1 protein-coding gene is annotated in these 1082 nt (G+C 65.8%); it reads right to left on the reverse strand.

All coding sequences use genetic code 11. The features are described 5' to 3' along the window. The coding region (gene hutU, locus U5A58_RS40360; protein WP_321965448.1) for a urocanate hydratase at positions 1-1082 on the reverse strand (1082 nt) is incomplete at both ends.

The raw sequence follows: 1082 nt of genomic DNA on the forward strand, positions 1-1082 counted from the left end.
TCGCAGAACAGCGGGCGGATATACGCCGGCACGAAGCCCGGGAAGTCGAACGCGTTTTCCACGCCCATTTCCAGCGCCATCTGGCGGATGTTGTTGCCGTAGTCGAGCGTGGCCGCGCCGCGCTCCTGCAGCGTGAGCATCGCGCGCACCTGGTTGGCCATCGACTCCTTCGCGACCTTCACGATGGTTTCGGGCGCAACCTTCTGCGCGTCGCGCCACTGCTCCACCGTCCAGCCCTGCGGCAGATAGCCGTTGATCGGGTCGTGCGCGCTCGTCTGGTCCGTCACGCAGTCCGGCGTGATGCCGCGCTTGACGAACTCGGCGAACACGTCGGCGGCGTTGCCGAGCAGGCCCACCGAGACCGGCTTGCCTGTGCGCTTCGCTTCCTCGACGATGGCGAGCGCCTCGTCGATGGTCTTTGCCTTGCGGTCCACGTAGCGCGTCTTCAGGCGGAAGTCGATACGCGTTTCATCGCACTCCACCGCGATCATGGAGAAGCCCGCCATCGTCGCCGCGAGCGGTTGTGCGCCGCCCATGCCGCCGAGGCCGCCCGTGAGAATCCAGCGGCCTTTCGGGTTGCCGTTGAAGTGCTGGTTCGCCACCGAATAGAACGTTTCGTACGTGCCCTGCACGATGCCCTGCGAGCCGATGTAGATCCAGCTGCCCGCCGTCATCTGGCCGTACATCATGAGGCCCTTGCGGTCCAGTTCGTGGAAGTGTTCCCACGTGGCCCAGTGCGGCACGAGGTTCGAGTTCGCGAGCAGCACGCGCGGTGCGTCGGCATGCGTGCGGAACACGCCCACGGGCTTGCCCGACTGGATCAGCAGCGTTTCGTCTTCGTTCAGGTCCTTGAGCGAGGCGAGGATCTGGTCGAAGCACTCCCAGTTGCGCGCGGCGCGGCCAATGCCGCCGTACACCACGAGCGCATGCGGATGCTCGGCGACTTCGGGATCCAGATTATTCTGGATCATCCGGTAGGCGGCTTCCGCCAGCCAGGTCTTGCACACCTTCTCGCTGCCGCGCGGCGCGCGGATCGTGCGGGTCGGGTCGAGGCGGGGATCGGTGAAGTTCGGGTGGTTCAT

Origin of the sequence: Paraburkholderia sp. J7, from assembly GCF_905220155.1 — a bacterium.
In the GTDB taxonomy this organism is placed as follows: Bacteria; Pseudomonadota; Gammaproteobacteria; order Burkholderiales; family Burkholderiaceae; genus Paraburkholderia.